Genomic DNA, 15,182 nt, shown 5'->3' with positions numbered 1-15,182 from the left:
TGGCTAACGGGGTCTGGCTAACGGTGTGGCTGAAAGATGAGAGGTGTGGCCCGGAGTTTTGTCCAGGTGATGGGCGTTTTGAGGCGCTCAGGGGTCGAAAACGTGGACAAAATCTCCGGGCTTGGTGGTTGGTATTGCGGCTTAGCAGAAGCCGGCGATTCCTGACCAGGCGATGTCGGCCGGGGTGGCGTCGTCGCGCTGGACGGTGGCCTCGATCAGGCCGTAGGGGCGGTCGGCAGCGTAAAAGACCTCGTTAGGGTTGTCGAGGCCGAACGGTGAGAGGTCAACGAGGAAGTGGTGCTTGTTGGGCATCGAGAACTTGATTTCGTCGATCTCGTTGTGGGCTTCGAGGACCTTGGTGCCCATGTCGAACAGGGTCTGCTGCAGGGCGTGGGAGTACTTCTCCGTGAAGCCTTCGAGCAGGAGTCCTTTGACGTCGTCGTAGCTCTTGTTGAAGTCCAAGGCCCTGAAATCGGTTCCGGTCTTGAACCGCCAGCGGGCCGAGACGTCGGTGGCGAGGATGCGCTCCGTGGTTTCCGGCAGGGTGGTGTACCGGTCCTTGGGGTAGCCCGTGAAGCCCGACTGGGTGGACTTGAGGACGGTCAGGTCCTTGAGTCCGGAGATCAGGTGGCTGGTGCCGCCGTCGCGGACCAGGACGGCGGTGCGGACTTCCTGGCCGTTGCGCACGAAGGAGTGGTCGTGCTCCGCGCCGTGGGCCTGGATCCGGTTCCAGCTGTACGACTCGGCTTCCCAGCGGCCGCCGTTTACCCAGTCAAAGCTGGAGGTGAAGTGCTCGCCGAGCCGAAGCAGGAACGCCTCGGGGGAACCGACGCCGTCGCGGGCGAAGGCGTAGATGGTGTTTTTCTGGGTGTCCGTGGCCACCACGTGGGCGTTGTCGCCCTCGAGGTGGGCGGCGGAGAAGTCTCCCCGCAGCTGCGAGGTGACGCTCAGGTCTTCGATTTCGTGGCGGTCGGTGTCGCGGGTGATCTTGACAACCCGGACCTCGGCCTTTCCGTACTGGTTTTCGCCGAGGATGATCTTGCTGCTCATGGTCTGTTCCCAACTTCCGGTAAGTGGAACCTAGGTTCCATCACTGAAATTAAGCGCGCGTTTCGAGCGCGTTTTCGGTGGAGCCGACCCAACAAAAAAGAGCCGGCATCCATTGATGCCAGCTCATTACGACCCTGCCTGCTGCTCCCAGGTTACGTGACTTACACCACGAATTGACATCCAGCGTACCCCCGCAAGGCGGTGGTGTACATCACAACTTGAAAATCCGGTTTGTGACTGGCCGTCCTCTCGGTTGTCATTCGGGCCATTGACGCTTCCGTGGCCGGCACTTAGGCTATTCCACATAACAAAAGTTATTTTCCGTCAAGCGGAACAAGCAACCTTTGAAGGAGGATCAGATGTACCAGCAGGACAGCACGCCGGTAGCACCGGCACCAACGGCGGCACCCTCGGTCCAGGAGTTCTACCTCCCCCTTGGCGGCGGGACGGATCCGGACTTCTACCTGCCCGCAGACCGTGAGCACATTCCGGGACGCTTCTCGCGCTGGGTGCACGGCCTGCCCGGTTTCGGCGGCCAACGGTCCTGACGGGACTTGCGACGCGGCAGTTCACCGCCATTTCGACGGTTCCCTGCCCATTCGATGATGCGAATCGTCGTCCGGGCGGGGAACCGTCGAAAAGGGCGTCAGCCGTTCACCAGCCGCCGCGCAGCCGTTGAGTGATCAGCGATAAGTCCGGCGATATCCAGGCCTGGAATCTGCCCGTCCACCACGCGCCACGAGCCGCCCACCATCACCCGGTCCGCACGGTCCGCGGCGCACAGCAGGAGTGCAGCGATGGGATCGTGGCTGCCGGAAAAACGAAGGTCATCCAGCCGGAACAGGGCCAGGTCCGCCTGCATTCCGGGGGCCAGCTGACCCAGCCCCGAACGGCCCAGCACTGAGGCCGAACCGCGGGTGGCCCAGCCGAGGGCCCGCTCCACCGGAACGTCCGCCCCGTACCGCAGCCTTTGCAGGTACAGCGCCTGCCGCGCTTCCAGGATCATGTTCGAGGCATCGTTCGACGCCGAGCCGTCCACTCCCAGCCCCACGGGAACCCCGGCGTCCTCCAGTTCCAGGACCCTTGCGGTGCCGGATGCCAGCCGCATGTTGGAGGTGGGGCAATGCGCGACGGCGGTGCCCGCGGCTCCCAGCCTGGCGATCTCGGCGTCGCTGAAATGGATGCCGTGGCCCAGCCACGTGCGGTCCGTCAGCCAGCCCACGCTGTCCAGGTAGTCAACGGTCCGCAGTCCGAACATCTCCCGGCAGAAGTCCTCCTCGTCCAGGGTCTCGGCGAGGTGCGTGTGCAGGCGGACGTCCAGTCGCTCCGCGAGCGCTGCACTTTCGGCCATGATCTCCTTGGTCACCGAAAACGGCGAGCAGGGTGCGAGGGCAATCTGGATCACGGCGTCGTCACCGCGCTCGTGGTACTGGCCCACCAGCCGCTCGCTGTCGGCCAGCACCACCTCCGGTTCCTGCACAGTGGACTGGGGCGGCAGGCCGCCGTCGTCCGTTCCGAGGGTCATGGACCCGCGCGTCAAGGTGGCGCGCATTCCCAATCGGCGGACCGCTTCAACCTGGATGTCGATGGCATTCTCCAGCCCGCCCGGGAAGAGGTAGTGATGGTCGGCGGCCGTGGTGCAGCCCGAGAGCAGCAGTTCCGCCAGCGCCACGGTGGTGGCCAGCTCCAGGTCGCGGGGCGTAAGCCGGGCCCACACCGGATACAGGTTTTGCAGCCACGGGAACAACGGGGCATTGGCAACCGGACCCCAGGCGCGGGTGAGGGTCTGGTAGAAGTGGTGATGGGTGTTGATCAGGCCCGGCAGCAGCACGTGGCTGCCGGCGTCGAAGACCTCGCTGCAGGGTTCGGAAGGCACCTGTCCGGTGGCGAGGACTTCCACGATGACTCCGCCGCTGACCACCAGTCCGCCCGAGGCGTCCAGGTGATTGGCGGTAAAAGCGGCCTGCGGATTCTTGATCCAGAGGCGGGAAGCGGGTGCGATGGATAGCGTCATGGCGGTCCTTGTCTGAGTGTGGTGGGTGTTCATGCCAGCTCAGTGGGGCCCTGTCTGCTGATCCAGGTGGCCGCGCCGGCGAGCAGAAGTGCTCACAGGCAGCGCGGCTGGGACCAAGGCTAGGACGCTTCCAGTGGCAGCGTCAACGGCGCCGCGAATGTGACCGGGGGAAGTGAAGTGCACGAAACGTAGATTTCACATTACGAAATTAAATTTCCAGAAAACTATGGCGCAGCCCACATTCCGGTGCTAATCTCGATCTTGCCAAAGGCGGGCACCCGGACCCCGGGAAGCTATCTACCAGGCGCAACTTAACCTTCACAGCACATGCTGAAGCCTGGTAACCGTTCGCACCTGGTTCTACTGGTCCTGCAACGGACTACAGGCTTCCCGGCAAAGGGAGTCGCATCATGAGTACCACCGTCACGGCCGAGGAGTTCCTGGCCAGATCCATCAGGTTGGCAACGGCCAACGTCCTGAACAGTGGGGGACCCTTCGGAGCAATGATCGTCACGGCTGACGGCCGGACGTTCGACGGCGTCAACCGGGTCACCGCGGACAACGATCCCACCGCCCACGCCGAAGTCACCGCCATCCGCACGGCCTGCCGCGAACTTGGCACCTTCGACCTCAGCGGAGCCGTCCTTTACACCAGCTGCGAGCCGTGCCCCATGTGCCTGGCGTCAGCGCTCTGGGCCCGGGTTGAACGGGTTGTCTTTGCTGCCGACCGGCACGACGCCGCGTCCGTCGGCTTCGATGACGCCGTCTTTTACGAATACTTCGAAAACCAGGACAGGAACTCCCTGATGCCGGTCTCGAAGCTGGAGTTGGACCGCACGCAGGGCCCCGCCCCGCTGGAGCCGTTCAACACCTGGAACACACTCGATACCAGGATCGACTACTAGGCGGCCGGGATGACCATCCTGGATAGTTCCCACGAGGAGCATTCGGCTCCAACCCCACGCACCCCAAAGCCCGCAACGGGCACCCCCCAACCGCCGGCGTCGGACTCTTTCCTGGACCGGTTCTTCCAGATCACCCAGCGCGGCTCCACCCTGGCCCGCGAATTCCGCGGTGGCCTGGTCACCTTCTTCACCATGGCGTACATCGTAATCCTCAACCCCCTGATCCTGGGCGGATTCAGCGCAGGCAATGCCCCCACCGACGTCGCCGGGGGCTGGCTCTCCGCCGCGCAGGTAGGTGCAGTCACCGGACTCACCGCCGGGGTGATGACCATCCTCTTCGGACTCGTTGCCAACCTGCCGTTCGGCCTCGCCGCCGGCCTCGGCATCAACTCCTTCCTGGCCGTCTCCGTGATCCAGGAGGTCACGTGGGCGGAGGCCATGGGCCTGGTGGTGATCAACGGCATCCTGATCGTCCTGTTCGGTATCACCGGCGCCCGCACCGCCATCTTCCGGGCAGTGCCCAAGGAGCTGAAGGCCGCCATCACGGTAGGCATCGGCCTGTTCATCGCCTTCATCGGCTTTGTGGACTCCGGTTTCGTCAAGGCAACGGCGGGCGGCCCGCCGGTCCAGCTGGGCAACGGCGGCTCCATCACCTCCATCCCCACGCTGGTGTTCGTCGTCGGCCTGCTGGCCATGGGCATCCTCGTGGCCCGCAAAGTCCAGGGCGGCCTGCTGATCGGCATTGTGGCAACTACCTTCCTGGCGGCCGTCGTCGAAGCCGTCATGAAAATCGGCCCGGCCAGCGAGACCAACCCCGGCGGCTGGCACCTGAACACCCCGGTGCTCTCCGGCCAGCTCGTGTCGGCCCCGGACCTGGGCCTGGTGGGACAGTTCGACCTCTTCGGAGCCTTCAGCCGGATCGGCGGGCTCGCCGCCACCATGTTGGTATTCACATTGGTGTTTACCAACTTCTTCGACGCTATGGGCACCATGACCGGCCTGGCCAAAAGCGCCGGCGTCGCCCACAAGGACGGCACGTTCCCCCGGCTGAAGTCGGCCTTCATCGTGGAAGGCGTCGGCGCCGTGGCGGGTGGAGCAACCTCCGGCTCGTCCAACACGGTGTACATCGACTCCGCCGCCGGCATCGGCGAGGGGGCACGGACCGGCCTGGCGTCGGTGGTGACCGGCGTCCTGTTCCTCGGTTCCATGTTCCTCACGCCGCTGACCAGCGTGGTTCCGCTCGAGGTGGCAGCAGCTGCACTGGTGGTGGTGGGCGCGATGATGATGGCCCAGATCCGGGAGATCAAGTTCAGCAAGTTCACCGTGGCACTGCCCGCCTTCCTCACCATCGTCACCATGCCGCTGAGCTACTCGATCGCCAACGGCATCGGCGTGGGCTTCATCAGCTGGGCCATCATCGGGGCGGCGTCCGGCAAGGCGAAGAAGATCCATCCGTTGATGTGGGTGGTCAGCGCCGGCTTCCTGGTCTACTTCGCCCGCGGCCCGATCAACCTGCTGCTGGGCGCCTGACCGCACTCTCGGCAATCTCTCCCTGGAGCCGGGTCAAAAGCTTGGCCCGGCTCCGGATAGGAACGACAATATGGACACCACCGCAGCGCGGAAGAAGGAGTGCCGGCATGCTTGACCTGATCCCTTCACTGACCGGCTGGGCTCCCGCCCTGGCCGGACAGCGGTTCGCGGCGGCCACCATCGTGCGTGCCGGCGGCTCCGTCCCGCGGCCCGTCGGCAGCACCATGCTCGTGTCCGAATCCGGCGCCGTCCTGGGCAGCCTCTCCGGCGGCTGCGTGGAGGGGGCCGTGGTGGCCGCGGCGCTGGAATCAATGGACGACGGCGCCACCCGCCTCGAGACGTTCGGCTACAGCGCCGCCGATGCCTTCGCCGTCGGGCTCACCTGCGGGGGCGAGCTGGACGTGCACATCCAGCTGGCCAATCGGAACGACGGTTGCCGGCTGGGTGCAGCGCTGCTGCAGTTGGCGGCCTGCGGGCCTGACGCGCCGGTTGCACTGGTCCGAAGGCTGGATGCGGGCGCGCTTGGTGGCTGCAGCAACGCCGTCGTCATCCGCGATCCTGCTTCCGCCAGCGTAGCCGGGCACCCGGACTTGGCTGAGCTCCTAAATCTGAACGAGGATTCCGGCGTGGGCCGGGCCCTGGCCGTGCAGCTCGAGTCCTTCCTGCGCGGCGGCGCCACCGGAGTGCTGCAGCTGGCCGGGCCGGGCTTGTGTCCAGGGGAAGCCACCCTCCTGGTGGAGTCCCGGCTCGCGCCGCCGCGCCTGCTGGTGTTCGGCGCCAACGACTTCAGCGCCGCGCTGCTCCCCGCCGCCAAACCACTGGGTTACCGCGTCACCCTGGTGGACGCCCGGCCGGCCTTCGCCTCGCAGGCGCGGTTCGGCACTGCGGATGAGGTGGTGACCGGCTGGCCCCACCAGTACCTCGCAGCCGAAGCGGCGGCGGGACGGGTGGACGCCCGGACCGTGATCTGCGTCCTCACCCACGACCCCAAGTTCGACGTTCCCCTGCTGCAGACTGCGCTCGCGCTGGATGTTGCTTTTATCGGAGCCCTCGGATCCAGGCGCAGCCACCTCCAACGCGTGGGCGCACTCCTGGACAACGGCGTCCGCCCCGAAAGGATTGCCCAGCTACACTCACCGCTCGGCCTGGACCTCGGCGCCGTCACTCCGGCCGAAGCGGCGGTTTCCGTCCTGGCCGAAATCATTGCCGCCCGACATCCCGCAGCCTCCCATCAGCCGTTGAGGGAAACCTCCGGCCCCATCCACCAGCAGCGCGCCGCCCAGCCGGCGCCCACCCACGTTAAACAGCAGGAGATCGCATGGACATGAACACCATCGAGGCGGTGGTCCCCACCACCGACCCCGCACAATGGCGCGACGGCGATGCCTGGCTGGCCGGCGGCACCGTCCTCTTCTCCTACGGCAGCTTTGCGTTCGGGCCCCGGCCGTTGAAGCGGCTGCTGGACCTCGGCAGCGCGGGCTGGACCCCCGTGACCGTCAGCGAAGCCGGAATTGAGCTGGCCGCCACCTGTACTGTCACCGAGCTCTACAACCTGCCCGGCTCGCCTGCAGCCGCGGGTCACAGCTGGCCCGCCCTGGACCTGGTCCGGCCCTGCTGCGACTCCTTTGTTGCCTCCTTCAAGGTGTGGAACATGTCCACCGTGGGCGGCAACCTGTGCACTTCCCTGCCCGCCGGCCCCGTCATCTCGCTCTGCGCCGGACTGGACGGAACCGCCACCATCCTCGGCCCCGGCAGCGCCAGCCGCAGCGTCCCGGTGACGGAGTTCGTCACGGGCGAGGCGGCAAACTGCCTCGCACCCGGCGAGCTGCTCCGCAGCATCCACCTGCCAACGTCGGTACTTGCGTCCCGCGTGGCATTCCGCCGACTGTCCCTGAGCAATCTTGGCAGGTCAGCGGTGCTGCTGATCGGCAGGCTCGACGCCGGCACATCCTTTGTCCTGACCGTCACCGCAGCCACAAAGCGGCCAGTTCAGCTGCGCTTTGACGGGCTGCCCGACGCCGACGGTCTGGCCGCTTCCATCAACGGAGCGATCCCCGGCGACCTTTATCACAACGACATCCACGGTCTGCCGGCCTGGCGCCGGGACATGACATACCGCCTGGCAGAGGAGATCCGTGCCGAGCTCGCCGCGCCCGAAGGGGCCCCCGGGATCCGGGTATCCGGCGACTTCTGGCCGCCAAAGGACCGTGGACTCTACGCACACCAGGAAGGGGCCTGAGCATGGCCATCGAGATCAACGGCGTTCCGGCCGGAACCGCACCGCGCCCCGGGCAGTGCCTGCGGACCTTCCTGCGCGAGCAGGGCAACCTCGGCGTCAAGAAGGGCTGCGACGGCGGCGACTGCGGGGCTTGTACCGTCCACGTGGACGGCACTCCGGTGCACAGCTGCATCTATCCGGCCGTCCGCGCCGAAGGGCACGAGATCACCACGATCGAGGGACTGGCTGCAGCTTCCGGCGGAGGCAGCACCGAACTCCACCCCGTTCAGCAGCAGTTCATGGAGCGACAGGGCTTCCAGTGCGGTTTCTGTACGGCGGGCATGGTGATGACCGCCGCGACGTTCGACGACGAACAAAAGGAGAACCTGCCCCGCAACCTCAAAGGGAACCTCTGCCGCTGCACCGGCTACCGGGCCATCTCGGACGCCGTCTGCGGGCACGCCGGGCACCCGGATCCGAAGGGGCAGGGCTCCGGGATCGCGGGGGAGGGGCAGCCCGATCCGGAACCGGGTCAGTTGGGCGCTGACGTCCCGGCACCTGCCAGCCGGGCAGTGGTCACAGGAGCCGCCCGCTACACCCTCGACGTACCGGCGGACCAGCTGCAGGGCCTGCTCCACCTCAAGCTCCTGCGTTCACCGCACGCCCATGCCAAGGTCCTCTCGATCAGCACCGACGCAGCGCTGAAGGTCCCCGGTGTGGTGGCCGTCCTGACGCATCAGGACGCGCCGGAGCAGCTGTTCTCCACGGCCCAGCACGAGCTTTTCACCGACGATCCCGACGACACCCGCGTGCTGGATGACGTGGTGAGGTTCCGTGGCCAGCGGGTTGCGGCGGTGGTGGCGGAAACGGTGGCCGCTGCCGAAGCCGGGGTACGGGCACTGGACGTCCAGTACCAGGAACTGCCAGCGGTCTTCTCGCCGCAGGACGCACTGAAGCCCGGCGCTCCACTGGTGCACGGGGACAAGGACGGCCCGGCGTCGCGCATTTCCCGGCCGGACCACAATGTGGTGGCCGAACACCACTCGGAATTGGGCAACGTCGCCGAGGGCTTTGCCGCCGCTGACTTCATCCACGAACAGACCTACCGCACCCAGCGCGTTCAACACGTCGCCCTGGAAACGCACGCTGCCATCGCCAGCGTCGACGGCGAGGGGCGACTGCATGTGCGGACGTCCAGCCAGGTCCCGTTCCTGGTCCGCCGGACGCTGTGCCGGGTTTTCGGGCTGCCCGAGGACAAGGTCCACGTGGTGGCCGGCCGGGTGGGCGGCGGCTTCGGCGGCAAGCAGGAAGTCCTCACCGAGGACATTGTGGCGCTCGCGGCCCTGAAACTCGGCCGCCCTGTCCAGCTCGAGCTGACCCGGACGGAACAGTTCACAGCCACCACCACCCGCCATCCGTTCACCATCAAACTCAAGGCCGGCGCCAGCGTGGACGGCAGGCTGACCGCCCTGGAACTCGATGTCCTGACCAACACCGGCGCGTACGGCAACCATGGCCCCGGCGTGATGTTTCACGGCTGCGGCGAATCGCTGAGCGTCTACAACTGCGCCAACAAAAAGGTGGACGCCCATGCCATGTACACCCACACGGTTCCGGCCGGGGCGTTTCGCGGCTACGGCCTGAGCCAGATGATTTTCGCCGTCGAGTCCGCCATGGATGAGCTGGCCGCCGGCATCGGCATGGATCCGTCCGAGTTCCGCCGCCGGAACATGGTGCGCGAGGGGGACCGCATGCTGTCCACCCAGCCGGAGCCCGAGGAGGACGTGCACTACGGCAGCTACGGGCTGGACCAGTGCCTGAGCCTGGTCGGCGACGCACTGGCCCGAGGCCGGGAACGCTACCGGGCTGCCGGGCTGGACGAGCTCGGCCCCGACTGGCTGACCGGGGAGGGAACCGCCCTGTCCATGATCGACACCGTGCCACCGCGCGGACACTTTGCACACTCCAGGCTCCGGCTCCTGCCGGACGGGACGTACCAGGCCGACGTTGGAACCGCCGAGTTCGGCAACGGCACCACCACCGTCCACGCCCAGCTCGCCGCCACGGCACTGTCAACGAAGGCCACGCAGGTTTCAGTCCGGCAGTCGGACACGGACCTGATCGAGCACGACACCGGCGCCTTTGGCTCTGCCGGGACAGTAGTGGCCGGAAAGGCCACGCTGGCCGCGGCCGAGGAACTGGCCATCCGGATCCGGGCCTTTGCCGCTGGAACCCACCAGACCCAGGCCTCCGCCTGCGTCCTCGACGGGGACTCGGTTGTCTGCGATGGAACGCCAGTGCCGCTGACGGAACTGGCGCAGGCGGCTGCGGAAGCCGGCGTCGAACTCGCAGCGGAAGGACGCTGGGGCGGGACGCCGAGGTCGGTGGCATTCAACGTGCACGGCTTCCGCGTGGCGGTGAACCGGGGCACGGGCGAGCTGAAGATCCTGCAGAGCGTGCAGGCGGCGGACGCCGGCGTGGTGGTGAATCCGCGCCAGTGCCGCGGCCAGATCGAGGGCGGGATCGCCCAGGCCATCGGCGCCGCGTTGTACGAGGAGGTGGTCGTTGACGATGCCGGCCGGGTCACCACGGATATCCTGCGGCAGTACCACATCCCTACTTTCGCGGACGTGCCGCGCAGCGAGGTGTACTTTGCGGACACCAACGACACGATGGGGCCGCTGGGCGCCAAGTCCATGAGCGAAAGCCCCTTCAACCCCGTGGCCCCCGCGTTGGCGAACGCGATCAGGAACGCCACCGGTGTGCGCTTCGCCCAACTGCCCATCGCGCGGGACAAGATCTACCTGGGACTCAAGGAGGCGGGGCTGGTGCCGAACCTGGAGCACTCGGCGAGGTGAGTGGCATGGCGGCGCGTCGTGCTGGCACCCCGGATCGCGCGGCCGGACCGTAAAATTCCAGCGGCTGCCCGGCCACACCATATAGTCAAGGGATGGAACAGCGGATTTTAGGCAAGACCGGACGGAACGTGTCCATCGTGGGGCTGGGCACGTGGCAGCTTGGCGCGGACTGGGGCCACGTTGACCCGGCCCAGGCGCAGGCCATCCTGGCGGCGTCCGTGGAAGCGGGGGTGAACTTCTTCGACACCGCAGACGTCTACGGTGACGGCAAGAGCGAGCAGGCCATCGGGAAGTTCCTCGCGGACAACCCGGGCCTGGACATCACGGTGGCCACCAAGATGGGCCGCCGCGTGGACCAGCAGCCGGAGAACTACACCCTGGCCAACTTCCGGCAGTGGGTGGACCGCTCGCGGAAGAACCTCGGCACAGACTCCCTGGACCTGGTCCAGCTGCACTGTCCGCCTACTCCCGTGTACAGCAACGCCGAGGTCTATGACGCCCTGGACACCCTGGTGTCAGAGGGTGCCATCCGCAACTACGGTGTCAGCGTCGAACGCACCGACGAGGCGCTGGAGGCGATCAGCCACCCGGGCACCGCCTCCGTACAGATCATCCTCAACGCCTTCCGCCTCAAGCCCCTGGACGAGGTTCTTCCCGCCGCGAAGGCAGCAAACGTGGGCATCATCGCCCGCGTGCCGCTCGCCTCCGGACTGCTCTCCGGCAAGTACTCCAAGGAGACCACCTTCGCCGAGAACGACCACCGGAACTACAACCGCAACGGCGACTCCTTCGACGTCGGCGAAACGTTCTCGGGTGTGGACTACGACCTGGGGCTGAAAGCCGTCAAGGAATTCGAACAGCTCGTTCCGGCCGGCGCCGGCACCGCGCAGGCCGCAATCGCCTGGATTGCTGCGCAGGACGGCGTCACCAGCGTGATCCCCGGCGCACGCAACGCAGAGCAGGCCACGGCGAACGCCGCCGCGGCGGGTCTCGTTGTCGATGAAGACTTCGACGCCGGCGTCCGCTGGATCTACGACCACTACTTCCGCGACGCCATCCACCCGCGCTGGTAAGGCGGCAGGACAGGTTCGCGCCGCCACACGGGACAGGCCGGTGAATGACAGCTTCTTCCGTCAGCACCTTCGTGGAGCGGCTCTCCGCCGTGCCTTCGGGTCCGGGGCTTAACAACTTCTTCGATCTCAGCGAACCGGCCAATGCGCAGCGCCGGCGCAACCTGGAGCTCTACCTGCAGGAGATGCTGGACCGCTCGCCGAAGGTGCTGCTGCTGGGCGAGGCCCCGGGCTTCCGTGGCATGAGGATCACTGGTGTTCCCTTCACCAACCGCACCATGTTCCAGGCCCCGGCCAACAGTTTTGGGCTGTTCGGTCCGGGAAAGGGTTACGAATTGCCTCCCGAGGCGGCGGGAGTGGCAGCTGAGCCTACCGCAACCGTGATGTGGGAGGTGCTGGCGGAACTGGATTTCCTTCCCCTGCTGTGGAGTGCGTGCCCCTGGCACACCCACGTGCCCGGGAAGCCGCAGTCCAACCGCACGCCGAGGACCACTGAAGCCCGTCTTGGAACTCCGTTGTGGCAGTCGCTGGTGGAGGTTTTTGCCATCCGCACAGTGGTGGCCGTGGGCAACGTGGCCCATCGAAGCCTGCTTGCCAGCGGCCTCGATGTGCCCAAGGTCAGGCATCCCTCCCATGGCGGCCGGTCCGACTTCAGACGGGGACTCGAGCAGCTGCTTATTGGTGGAATGCAGGCTTGAAGAACACTGGTCGTCGAATACTTGCCTGGCGGAATCCGCAGCCTGCAGGGCAGGTGCGCCACCATGGTGACTGTGGATGCACAACAGCTTTTTCCAGACGCCCTCGAAGAGATCTATGATGCCCTGTCCGCCCGGGTGCTCGGACTGGGTGACGACATCGCCGAAGAGTTCTCGAGAACCCAAGTAAGTTACGGTGCGGCCCGGAAGTTTGTGTGGCTCACCCCGGTCACGAAGAGCAAAGCCCTTCTGACCATGGACATGTGGGATGAGCACCAGGCTTCGTTCCTCCGCAGCGTTATTCGACTTCGTCATGACAAATACACACACCAGATCGAGGTGCGCCTGGCATCCGACATTGAGACTGTTGCCGCGCTCGGGTGGTTCGAGGAATCAGCCGCCTGGGGCCGGAAGCAACGTGGGCTAAACAACCTGCACGCCCTCCATCGGGATTCTCCGTGATCCCGTCGCGTCGATTGCACCCGCTCTGACCTGCCGTGCCGACCGTGCACCTCTTCAGCAGTCTCCTAGTCGAGAAGCCGCAACTGGTCCGGTGAGTCGATGTCCTCACCCGTGGACTGGTCGCTGCAATCCACTTCGTCCACCAACTCCGGGTGGGACTGCAGGAAGCCGCGGGCCCCGGCGTCGCCGGTTACGGTGGCGCTCACCGCTTCACGCAGGGAGACGTCAATGAGCAGCGGATGGCCGCGAAGCAGCTTGTCCTGCTTTCCGCTTTGCTGCCCAGCCTCCTGCGTGGCCGGCCTGCCGCCGTCGGACGTTTGCCGGCGGTGGTAGGCCGCCGCCGTGATCCGCCCCGGCCGGTGGAATGCCAGCAGGCGGCCAACAGTTGCCCGGGTCAGCCCGGGCTGGTCCACGAGCGCGATCAGCAGATGGTCCGCCGGGTCAGCCTCCCGCTCTGCCAGCAGGAACGAGCTGCCCATTCCGCTGGGCCAATCCGTGTTGACGGCGATCCGGTAGCGGTCCAGGTCGGCGATGGCGGCCACGTCAGGGGCGCCCGCGCCAAGCACCACCACCACCTCGCGGCAGCCCCCGTCCAGCAGGTTTCCGGCAATGACCTCCACAAGCGGAAGTCCGCGGTACGGCAACAATGCCTTCGGACCCAGCCCAAGGCGGGTACCCGCTCCGGCCGCCAGGACGATGCCGGTCGTCCGACGGTCCGGTATGTCCCCGCCACTAATGCCCATAGCTGCACCCTAGATCATGAATGGCAGCCGGCACGGTCTCCCCCGGAAACCGTCCCGGCTACCCGCATATCGGGCAGGGGTCAGGCGTCACCGCCAGCCCCGCCGGTGGTCCCGGCGTTGACATCGAGGAGTTTGTAACGGTCCATGGCGTATTGCGGTGCGCCCTCCTCAACCTCGCCGCGGCGGGCCAGCATCTGCAGAGCCTTCACCACGATGGAGTGGGTGTCGTTCTTGAAGAAGCGGCGTGCTGCGGCGCGGGTGTCGGAGAAGCCGAAGCCATCGGCGCCGAGGGTGGCGAATTCGTTCGGGACGAATTGGCGGATCTGGTCCGGGACTGCCTTCATGTAGTCGGATACTGCGACGACGGGGCCGGTGGCTCCTTCGAGCTGCCGGGTGACGAAGGGGACGCGGGCGGGTTCGCCGGGGTTGAGGAAGGCTTCCTCTTCGGCGGCGAGGCCGTCGCGGCGCAGTTCGTTCCAGGATGTGACGGACCAGACGTCTGCGGAGACGCCCCAGTCCTCAGCGAGGATCCGCTGGGCATCAAGTGCCCATGGGACCGAGACGCCGGAGGCGAGGAGCTGCGCCTTGGGCCCTTGAGTGGCCGACGGCGAGACCCGGTAAATGCCCTTGAGCACGCCTTCCACGTCGAGGTTCCCGGGCTCGGCGGGCTGGGTGATCGGCTCGTTGTACACCGTGAGGTAGTACATGAGGTTTCGGTCCTCAGAGTCGGGCCCGTACATGCGTTCGAGGCCGTCGCGGATGATGTGGCCCATTTCGTAGCCGTAGGCGGGGTCGTAGGTGACCACTGCGGGGTTGGTGGAGGCGAGCAGGGGGGAGTGGCCGTCGGCGTGCTGGAGGCCTTCGCCGGTGAGGGTGGTCCGGCCTGCGGTGGCGCCGATGATGAAGCCGCGGGTCATTTGGTCTGCTGCTGCCCAGAAAGCGTCGCCGGTGCGCTGGAAGCCGAACATGGAGTAGAACACGTAGACCGGGACCAGGGGCACGCCGTGGGTGGCGTAGGCGGTTCCGGCGGCGGTGAACGCTGCTACGGCGCCGGCTTCGTTGATCCCGGGATGGATCAGCTGGCCTTGGGCGGATTCCTTGTAGGCCAGGACGAGGTCCCGGTCCACGGAGAGGTAGTTCTGGCCGCCGGGGTTGTAGATCTTGGCGGTGGGGAAGAAGGCGTCCATACCGAAAGTCCGTGATTCGTCCGGCACGATGGGCACAATCCGGTGGCCAAACTTCTTGTCGCGGAGCAGGTCTTTGAGGAGCCGGACGAATGCCATGGTGGTGGCGGCCTGCTGCTTGCCCGAGCCGCGCTTGGCCACCTCGTAGGACTTGGCGTCCGGCAAGGTGATCTCGGCGTGCTTGGACCGGCGTTCAGGCACCGCGCCGCCGAGTGCCCTTCGCCGCTCGTGGAGATAAACAATTTCCGGGGCATCATGGCCGGGATGGAAGTAGGGCGGGCTGTAAGGGTCTTGCTCCAACCGGGCATCGGAAATCGGAATGCGGAGATAGTCCCGGAATTCCTTCAGGTCGTCGAGGGTGAGTTTCTTCATTTGGTGGGTCGCGTTGCGGCCCTCGAAGTGGGGTCCGAGTCCGTAGCCCTTGACGGTTTTGGCGAGGATGACGGTGGGTTT

General features: G+C 66.4%; 13 protein-coding genes. 9 read left to right on the top strand and 4 right to left on the bottom strand.

Annotated elements, in window-relative coordinates; genetic code table 11:
- Positions 1–141: 141 nt before the first annotated feature.
- Positions 142–1,050, bottom strand: coding sequence for a factor-independent urate hydroxylase (gene pucL / locus AC50X7_RS06645; RefSeq protein WP_494978269.1), 909 nt, complete (start codon positions 1,048–1,050; stop codon positions 142–144).
- Between the two features lie 359 nt (positions 1,051–1,409).
- Between pucL and AC50X7_RS06640 the strand changes: the two genes are divergently transcribed.
- Entirely contained in the window at positions 1,410–1,598 is a 189-nt protein-coding gene (locus AC50X7_RS06640; protein WP_494978268.1) for a hypothetical protein, read from the top strand.
- Between the two features lie 98 nt (positions 1,599–1,696).
- On the opposite strand, the gene AC50X7_RS06635 is transcribed toward AC50X7_RS06640, so the two are convergent.
- Positions 1,697–3,064 carry an 8-oxoguanine deaminase gene (locus AC50X7_RS06635; protein ID WP_494978267.1) on the bottom strand — a complete coding sequence of 456 codons (1,368 nt, stop codon included), beginning with the start codon at positions 3,062–3,064 and terminating at the stop codon, positions 1,697–1,699.
- A 410-nt stretch (positions 3,065–3,474) separates the two neighbouring features.
- On the opposite strand from AC50X7_RS06635, the gene AC50X7_RS06630 reads away from it, so the two are divergent.
- From AC50X7_RS06630 to AC50X7_RS06595, 8 genes are all read left to right on the top strand, one after another.
- Positions 3,475–3,969 carry a nucleoside deaminase gene (locus AC50X7_RS06630; protein WP_307093915.1) on the top strand — a complete coding sequence of 165 codons (495 nt, stop codon included), beginning with the start codon at positions 3,475–3,477 and terminating at the stop codon, positions 3,967–3,969.
- Positions 3,970–3,978: 9 nt separating this feature from the next.
- Entirely contained in the window at positions 3,979–5,499 is a 1,521-nt protein-coding gene (locus tag AC50X7_RS06625; protein ID WP_494978266.1) for an NCS2 family permease, read from the top strand.
- 107 nt (positions 5,500–5,606) lie between these two features.
- Positions 5,607–6,827, top strand: a complete 1,221-nt coding sequence (locus AC50X7_RS06620; RefSeq protein ID WP_494978265.1) for an XdhC family protein — start codon at positions 5,607–5,609, stop codon at positions 6,825–6,827.
- Positions 6,818–7,738: an FAD binding domain-containing protein gene (locus AC50X7_RS06615; RefSeq protein ID WP_494978264.1), complete on the top strand. Its 921-nt coding sequence runs from the start codon at positions 6,818–6,820 to the stop codon at positions 7,736–7,738. The genes AC50X7_RS06620 and AC50X7_RS06615 overlap by 10 nt, the downstream gene beginning before the upstream one ends.
- Positions 7,739–7,740: 2 nt before the next feature.
- Positions 7,741–10,575: a molybdopterin-dependent oxidoreductase gene (locus AC50X7_RS06610; RefSeq protein WP_494978263.1), complete on the top strand. Its 2,835-nt coding sequence runs from the start codon at positions 7,741–7,743 to the stop codon at positions 10,573–10,575.
- A 92-nt stretch (positions 10,576–10,667) separates the two neighbouring features.
- Positions 10,668–11,648 carry an aldo/keto reductase gene (locus AC50X7_RS06605; protein WP_494978262.1) on the top strand — a complete coding sequence of 327 codons (981 nt, stop codon included), beginning with the start codon at positions 10,668–10,670 and terminating at the stop codon, positions 11,646–11,648.
- A gap of 44 nt (positions 11,649–11,692) precedes the next feature.
- A complete protein-coding gene (locus AC50X7_RS06600) occupies positions 11,693–12,343 on the top strand; it encodes a uracil-DNA glycosylase (RefSeq protein ID WP_494978261.1) in 651 nt (216 codons plus the stop codon).
- A 63-nt stretch (positions 12,344–12,406) separates the two neighbouring features.
- Positions 12,407–12,802: a DUF5655 domain-containing protein gene (locus AC50X7_RS06595; protein WP_494978260.1), complete on the top strand. Its 396-nt coding sequence runs from the start codon at positions 12,407–12,409 to the stop codon at positions 12,800–12,802.
- Positions 12,803–12,867: 65 nt separating this feature from the next.
- On the opposite strand, the gene nboR is transcribed toward AC50X7_RS06595, so the two are convergent.
- Together nboR and AC50X7_RS06585 are read right to left on the bottom strand one after the other, a co-directional pair.
- A complete protein-coding gene (gene nboR, locus AC50X7_RS06590) occupies positions 12,868–13,545 on the bottom strand; it encodes a nicotine blue oxidoreductase (protein ID WP_494978259.1) in 678 nt (225 codons plus the stop codon).
- An 80-nt stretch (positions 13,546–13,625) separates the two neighbouring features.
- Positions 13,626–15,182, bottom strand: a 1,557-nt coding sequence (locus AC50X7_RS06585) for a transketolase-like TK C-terminal-containing protein (protein WP_494978258.1), incomplete at its 5' end; no start/stop codon positions are given.

The sequence above is a fragment of the Pseudarthrobacter sp. Hb11 genome (assembly GCF_059383655.1).
Note: the sequence above shows the minus strand (reverse complement) of the source record. Positions and strands in the feature narration are given on the sequence as shown.

Bases quoted from the DNA above. Each gene is read 5' to 3' on its own strand.
- AC50X7_RS06625 (WP_494978266.1), top strand. From the start codon at position 3,979: ATGACCATCCTGGATAGTTCCCACGAGGAGCATTCGGCTCCAACCCCA.
- pucL (WP_494978269.1), bottom strand. From the start codon at position 1,050: ATGAGCAGCAAGATCATCCTCGGCGAAAACCAGTACGGAAAGGCCGAG.
- AC50X7_RS06595 (WP_494978260.1), top strand. From the start codon at position 12,407: ATGGTGACTGTGGATGCACAACAGCTTTTTCCAGACGCCCTCGAAGAG.
- AC50X7_RS06610 (WP_494978263.1), top strand. From the start codon at position 7,741: ATGGCCATCGAGATCAACGGCGTTCCGGCCGGAACCGCACCGCGCCCC.
- nboR (WP_494978259.1), bottom strand. From the start codon at position 13,545: ATGGGCATTAGTGGCGGGGACATACCGGACCGTCGGACGACCGGCATC.
- AC50X7_RS06630 (WP_307093915.1), top strand. From the start codon at position 3,475: ATGAGTACCACCGTCACGGCCGAGGAGTTCCTGGCCAGATCCATCAGG.
- AC50X7_RS06605 (WP_494978262.1), top strand. From the start codon at position 10,668: ATGGAACAGCGGATTTTAGGCAAGACCGGACGGAACGTGTCCATCGTG.
- AC50X7_RS06635 (WP_494978267.1), bottom strand. From the start codon at position 3,064: ATGACGCTATCCATCGCACCCGCTTCCCGCCTCTGGATCAAGAATCCG.
- AC50X7_RS06615 (WP_494978264.1), top strand. From the start codon at position 6,818: ATGGACATGAACACCATCGAGGCGGTGGTCCCCACCACCGACCCCGCA.
- AC50X7_RS06600 (WP_494978261.1), top strand. From the start codon at position 11,693: ATGACAGCTTCTTCCGTCAGCACCTTCGTGGAGCGGCTCTCCGCCGTG.
- AC50X7_RS06620 (WP_494978265.1), top strand. From the start codon at position 5,607: ATGCTTGACCTGATCCCTTCACTGACCGGCTGGGCTCCCGCCCTGGCC.
- AC50X7_RS06640 (WP_494978268.1), top strand. From the start codon at position 1,410: ATGTACCAGCAGGACAGCACGCCGGTAGCACCGGCACCAACGGCGGCA.